The organism is Methanobrevibacter sp. (assembly GCF_045577275.1).
Taxonomy (GTDB): domain Archaea; phylum Methanobacteriota; class Methanobacteria; order Methanobacteriales; family Methanobacteriaceae; genus Methanobrevibacter.
Genome location: NZ_JAZNIB010000170.1, coordinates 1 through 6,869, shown reverse-complemented (window position 1 = coordinate 6,869; position 6,869 = coordinate 1). Strand labels below are relative to the sequence as shown.

Sequence of the window (6,869 nt, the reverse complement as noted above, 5' to 3'; positions counted from 1 at the left end):
GAATATGGCGGGTCTTGCAGATCCATCAAATGTTACAACCAATGTAACAATAACCAACACTATTTTAAGTATGGTCCCTGAAAATCCGCTTAACTCTTTGGCTAATGGAGATATGCTGCCGGTAATAATCTTCGGAGTGATCATAGGCATAATTTTAGCCAAATTGAAAGATGAAACCGAAACTATAAATAAAATTTTTTCCGAAGGGAACACCATCATGATGGAAATGACCGGAATAGTTATGAAATTTGCACCTATTGGGGTGTTCTGTCTAATGGCTAAAACATTTGCCACATTAGGATTTGATGGTTTAATACCTCTAAGCAAATACATTGCATGTACTCTCTTGGCTTTGGCAGTGCAAGCATTTATTGTATACCCAACATTACTCGTGATCTTAACCCGATTGAATCCGATAAAATTCTTTAGGAGATTCTTCTCCGTAATGCTGTTTGCATTTTCATCCTCATCATCAAATGCGACAATTCCCTTAAATTTGGAAAAATTAAGTGAACTTGGAGTCTCCAGAGATGTTTCATCATTTACAATACCCTTAGGAGCTACCATCAATATGGACGGAACAGCGATAATGCAAGGTGTTGCAGTAATGTTTGCATCACAGGCCTATGGTATGGATTTGGGAGTGAGTGCACTGATAACAGTGATATTTACGGCAGTAATGGCATCAATCGGAACTGCAGGAGTACCATCTGTAGGATTGATTACCTTAAATATGGTATTTGCTTCAGTAGGTTTGCCAACAGATGCAATAGGCATAATTATGGGAATAGATTATATACTGGATATGGTGAGAACTGCAGTGAATGTAACTGGAGATGCAATTTGTACCATTATTGTTGCATTTAAAAATAAATCCATAGATTTAGATGCATTTAATAGTAAAAAAGAAATAGAAACGTAGTTCCAGCTTAAATGCTGGAATTTATTTTTTTTTTCAATAATATTTGAAGAATTTGAAAACATCAATAAAAAAAAAAACTAAAAAATAATCTAAATAGTAAAAAAAATAATAAAATCTAAAAAAATAGTAAAAAATAATAAAATAATAAAAAAAATAGTAAAAAATAAATAATTAATATCTTCTTTTAATACGTGTAGTTAATAATACTAAAACTGACACTAAAAGAACTGCAATAGGATTTCCTGTAGGATACATAAGGCTAGAAACTTTCTTAGCTTGAACTTTTTTATATTGGCTGTCCTTATATACATCGATTTCTTCTTTCTCATAGCAGTCATCAGGATTAGTGCTTTCAGTATCACTTGTTAAATTAGCTTTATTAACCTTCTCCCCAGTAGTCAATGCTTTAGTAACTATTTTTAAAACTTGTTCTTCACCTACTTCCAAATCACCAATGTCCCAAACACCAGTGCTACTATCAAAATCACCTTTAGTTGCAGAGTATTTAACAAATTTTAAACCATTAGGCAATTGATCTGAAACCTTAACATTTTTAGCCACATTAGGCCCATTGTTTTTAGCTTTGATAATCCAAGTAACTAAATCACCAACTTTAATATTTTCCTTATCTGCATCGTTGTCCAATTCTAACTGTGTAGCACTTGAATCTCCCAATTTTGCTTTTTTACTGGTAGACAAGCTTTCATCCTCTGAAGAAATATCCTCATCAAAATCAGATTCATCATTACCAATAAAAGCTTCATTGGCATCATCCGAAGAACTTTGCATCAAATCGTCCATTTCCGGAACTTGAACTTGAACCGAATCTTCATCCAATGCCTCTAAATTTGGAGAGTTTAAATCGCTAGCACTAACACATGTTAAAGATAAGATAGAAATTAAAAAGATAATGCAGATAATTATCTTCTTAATAACATCACCTCAATCATATTAGTTTTAGTAATAAAAAAATAAAAATCAAAACTATAAAATTAAAACTAAAAAATTAAAACTCTTTAAGCATTTCAACGATCTCGTCTCTGTTATATCCTAATTTAACAAGGATTGCTTTGAGACTGTCATCATCTTCCCACTTAACATCTCTCCATGCTTTGAAATCGTTTCTGATAATCGCATTGATTACTAATTGCATAGTAATAAAGTCATCACTGTTAACTACCATCAAAGCATCTTTCTTATTGAATTTTCCATCTGGATCAACCAAATCATATTTGCCTGATTCATCATCCAATTTCATTATTGCACTATCAATCTTAAAAGGCATACTCACACCAACATAATTATAATTTTAATTTCTTTTGATTAGTAAACATAAAAATAAAAAATAGAGAATGAATCTCTATTAAATATTTGCTATATGATCATTTAAAGATTTAACTTTCAACTCATTTTCCTTAACGGCTTCAATAGCATTTAAAGCAGCTCTTGCTCCTGCTAAAGTAGTTACATAAGGAATACCTAATTCAACAGCTAAACGCCTGATGGTATAACCATCTTTGGAAGCCTGTTCACCATGAGGAGTGTTGATGATCATATCAATCTTTCCATCCAAAATAGCTTCCTTAATATTTGGGGTTCCTTGAGACACTTTCTTGATTCTTGTAATAGGAACATCAAATATTGCATTAGCTGTACCTTTTGTAGCGAATATATTAAATCCTAATGCATGAGCCTTTTCAGCAATTGGCTGGATTTTCTTTTGGTCTTGTTCCCTTACACTGATTAAGAGATTTCCTTCTTTAGGCAAGTCCATACCAGCTGAAAGCTGTGACTTGTAGAAGGCAAGACCGAAGTTTTCATCGATACCGATACTTTCACCGGTAGATTTCATTTCAGGACCTAATACACTGTCTGATTCTGTTAATTTTAAGAATGGGAAAACAGATTCCTTAACAGCTACATGGTTAATCTTAATTTCTTTAGTTAAATTGAGGTCTTTGAGTTTTGCACCCATCATCAAAGAGGTTGCAACTTTTGCAAGAGGAACTCCAATAGCTTTACTTACAAATGGAACAGTTCTACTTGCTCTTGGGTTAGCTTCGATGATGTAAACTTTTTCTTCATCCAATTTAACTGCATACTGAATGTTCATCAATCCGATAACATCCAATTCTAAAGCTAATTTTCTTGTATTTTCTCTAATCACTTCAAGTAAATGTTCTGGAATGGTTTGAGGAGGTATTACACATGCAGAGTCACCAGAGTGAACACCAGCTTCTTCAATGTGCTCCATAATACCTGCAATGAATACATCTTCACCATCACATAAAAGGTCTACATCAAGTTCCACCGCATCTTCAAGGAACTTGTCTACAAGAATAGGATGTTCAGGAGAAACTTTTACAGCTTCCTTCATATATTCCTCAAGCTCTTCCACGCAGTAAACAATTTCCATTGCTCTTCCACCGATTACATAGGATGGACGAACAAGAACTGGGAAACCAATTCTTTCTGCAGCTTCTTTAGCTTCTTCAAAGGAATTAGCCAATCCATAAGGAGCTTGGCGAATATTCAAATCATTTAATACTTCAGTGAATCTTTCTCTGTCTTCGACTCTATCAATGCTTTCATATGGAGTACCTAAGATTTTGACTCCTGCTTTTGCGAGAGGAACAGAAAGGTTGATTGAGGTTTGACCACCGAACTGAACAATTACACCTTCAGGTTCAACTTGTTCAATTATTCCCATAATGTCTTCATAGGTCAATGGTTCGAAGAACAGTTCATCTGAAATGTCATAATCGGTACTTACGGTTTCAGGGTTGTTGTTTACAAGAATGGTTTCGATTCCTTGATCTTTCAATGCAAGGGATGAATGTACACAACAGTAATCGAACTCAATACCTTGTCCAATTCTGATTGGACCTGCACCGATAATCAATATTTTCTTATTGTCTGTCTTGATGAGTTCGTTACCTTTATCATAACTGCTGTAATAATAAGGAGTTTTTGCTTCAAACTCTGCAGCACAAGTATCTACCATCTTATAGGATGGCTTAATGTCAAACTTGTCAAGAAGTGCTTTTACATCTTCTTCTTTAATGCCTGCGAGTTTTGCAAGAGTGAAATTGGAGAATCCTAATTTTTTAGCTTTAAGCAAGAATTCTTCATCTTCAAGTGCTTCTTTTGTTACTTGATTTTCAAACTCTACAATGTTTTCTATTTTGTATAAGAAGAATGCGTCCATTTTAGAAATTTCTGCAAGCTCTTCTACACTTCTGCCATCTTTAATTGCAGAGTACATGTGGAATAGTCTTTCATCAGTTGGGTTTGCCAAATTGTCTTCAGTGTATTCCAAATATTCGAATCCGTGCAATCCGATATCCAAGGAACGAATAGCTTTTTGAATAGCCTCTTCATAGGTTCTACCAATAGCCATTACCTCTCCTGTAGCTTTCATTTGAACTCCAATCTTTCTGTCAATTCCTTTGAACTTGTCAAATGGCCATCTTGGAATCTTTACTACAATATAGTCAATAGATGGCTCAAAGGAAGCAGGAGTTTCTTTGGTAATGTCGTTTCTGATTTCATCTAAAGTCAATCCAAGAGCAACTTTTGAAGAGATCTTTGCAATTGGATAACCTGTTGCCTTAGATGCAAGTGCACTACTTCTACTTACACGAGGGTTTACCTCAATGATCTTATACTCATTGGTTTCAGGGTTCAATGCAAATTGGATGTTACATCCACCATTGATTCCCAAGTTTCTGATAATCTTAATGGAAGCATCCCTTAATCTTTGACATACTTCATCATTCAAGTTTTGAATAGGAGCGACTACGATACTGTCACCGGTATGGATACCCATTGGGTCCACGTTTTCCATGTTACATACAATGATACAGGTGTCGTTTTTATCCCTCATAACCTCAAACTCGATTTCTTTCCAACCAAGAACTGATTCATCAATCAATACTTGGTTGATGTAACTCATGTCAAGACCATGGGTAGTGACTTCTATAAGTTCTTCCTTATTATGAGCTATTCCCCCACCTGTACCACCTAAGGTAAATGCTGGACGGACAATAACTGGGTAACCGATTTCTTCTACAGCCTCTAAAGCAGCTTCAACAGATTCAACTGCATGACATTTAGGGATAGGTTCATCCAATCTATCCATAAAGTTAGCGAATAAATCTCTGTCTTCCACATCTGCAATGGTTTGAACATCAGAACCGATAACCTTTATTCCTTCCAACAGACCTAATTTTCCAAGTTCAGTTGCAATGTTTAAACCGGTTTGTCCTCCCATAGTAGGCAAAATAGCATCAATATTCTCTTTTTCAATAATTTGAGCAACAAGTTCCGGAGTCAACGGCTCAGTGTATACAGTATCTGCCATATCCATATCGGTTTGAATGGTAGCAGGATTACTGTTTACAAGAACTGTTTCCAATCCCTCTTCTCTAAGTGATTTACAAGCTTGAGAACCAGAGTAGTCAAACTCTGCAGCCTGACCAATCTGAATAGGTCCAGAACCAATTATAAGCACTTTTTTAATATCCTCATCAACAGGCATATTATCCTCTCTTAATCCACATTAAAGTATAAATTTCATTTTTAAATAATTTTAATAATTTTTAAGTTATAATACAATGAATCCTAATTCCTAATACTCCTTAATCATATTGGCAAATTCTTCAAACAATACTCTTGTATCATTTGGACCAGGGCCAGATTCCGGGTGGTATTGGATGGTTTTTAAAGGCAATTCCTTATGTGTGAATCCTTCAGGAGTACCATCGTTCAAGTTTATTTGGGTCAATTCCAAATCAGTGCCCTTTAAGGAATCTGGATCGATAGAGAATCCATGATTTTGAGAAGTAATGAAGACCTTATCAGTTTGCAAGTCTTTCACTGGTTGATTTGCTCCTCTATGACCAAATTTCATTTTATATGTAGTTGCACCGAATGTCTTTGCAATTACATGTTGGCCCATACAAATACCAAATACTGGGAATTTATTAAGTAATTTTTCTACATTTGCAATGGTTTCAGTTAATCTTTCAGGGTTTCCAGGACCTGGTGAAACCATAAGCCCATTTACACCATAATCCAAAATGGTTTGATAATCGGTATCATAAGGGAATAAAGCAACACCAATATCATTTTCCAAGAAACAGTTGATAATGTTCTTTTTAACACCACAATCAATAATTGCTACAGTTTTATCAAAGTCTCCAAATGTCTTTAATTCTGGAGTTGATACTAAAGGAACCAAATCCAAATCAATTATGCTTTTATGTTCCTGAGCACGAGCCACCAACTCATCATCATCAATCTCTTCAGTAGCAAGTGCTGCTTTTAGAGATCCTTTTTCACGTATCTTTAAAGTTAAGTCTCTTGTATCTATGTCTTCAATTCCAGGTACTTTGAATTCCTTCAAGAAATCATCCAAAGTCTTTTTTGTACCGAAGTTAGATAATTTTTTACAAGCTTCTCTCACTACAAAACCTTCAACTTGTACCTTATCGGATTGATACCAATCTTCACTGACTCCATAGTTACCTTCCAATGGGTATGTGGACATCAATATTTGTCCTTTAAAGGAAGGGTCAGTGAGTGCCTCGGTATAACCGGACATACCAGTTGAGAAAGCAAGTTCACCTACAGTTACGGTTTCATAACCGAAGGCTTTTCCTTTTAGAATAGTTCCATCTTCTAAAGCCAATTTTGCTTCATTTCCCATATTTTCACCAAATTATAATTCATTGTATTTTTGTCTAAATAATCATTAAATTAATAGCTATTGCTAAATTAATTTACCTTAATTATTTATGTAATTTATTTAATTTAAAGTATTCTATAAATTAGATTTATTAAAAAAAATGTTCAAAATAGCTTAACAAGATAAGCTATCAAACTAAACATTTTCAAATGAAAAATTTATAAAATCTTACAAAATATTACATTATGATATAATATA

General features: G+C 34.3%; 5 protein-coding genes. 1 reads left to right on the top strand and 4 read right to left on the bottom strand.

From position 1 onward, the window contains the following. Nucleotides 1-922, top strand: a 922-nt coding sequence (locus tag ACKI67_RS05140; protein WP_407462348.1) for a dicarboxylate/amino acid:cation symporter, incomplete at its 5' end; no start/stop codon positions are given. 171 nt (nt 923-1,093) lie between these two features. On the opposite strand, the gene ACKI67_RS05135 is transcribed toward ACKI67_RS05140, so the two are convergent. The 4 genes from ACKI67_RS05135 to carA form a co-directional block, all read right to left on the bottom strand. Next, nucleotides 1,094-1,759 carry a DUF11 domain-containing protein gene (locus ACKI67_RS05135; protein WP_407462347.1) on the bottom strand — a complete coding sequence of 222 codons (666 nt, stop codon included), beginning with the start codon at nt 1,757-1,759 and terminating at the stop codon, nt 1,094-1,096. Between the two features lie 169 nt (nt 1,760-1,928). Further along, nucleotides 1,929-2,207 (bottom strand): hypothetical protein, encoded by a 279-nt coding sequence (locus tag ACKI67_RS05130; protein WP_407462345.1) that lies wholly within the window; start codon nt 2,205-2,207, stop codon nt 1,929-1,931. 78 nt (nt 2,208-2,285) lie between these two features. Further along, nucleotides 2,286-5,462, bottom strand: a complete 3,177-nt coding sequence (gene carB / locus ACKI67_RS05125) for a carbamoyl-phosphate synthase large subunit (protein WP_407462344.1) — start codon at nt 5,460-5,462, stop codon at nt 2,286-2,288. A 90-nt stretch (nt 5,463-5,552) separates the two neighbouring features. Further along, nucleotides 5,553-6,632 (bottom strand): glutamine-hydrolyzing carbamoyl-phosphate synthase small subunit, encoded by a 1,080-nt coding sequence (gene carA, locus ACKI67_RS05120; protein ID WP_407462343.1) that lies wholly within the window; start codon nt 6,630-6,632, stop codon nt 5,553-5,555. Between the last annotated feature and the right edge of the window lie 237 nt (nt 6,633-6,869).

Excerpts from the sequence above, each read along its gene's own strand:
- ACKI67_RS05130 (WP_407462345.1), bottom strand. The coding sequence starts at position 2,207 with ATGCCTTTTAAGATTGATAGTGCAATAATGAAATTGGATGATGAATCA.
- carB (WP_407462344.1), bottom strand. The coding sequence starts at position 5,462 with ATGCCTGTTGATGAGGATATTAAAAAAGTGCTTATAATTGGTTCTGGA.
- carA (WP_407462343.1), bottom strand. The coding sequence starts at position 6,632 with ATGGGAAATGAAGCAAAATTGGCTTTAGAAGATGGAACTATTCTAAAA.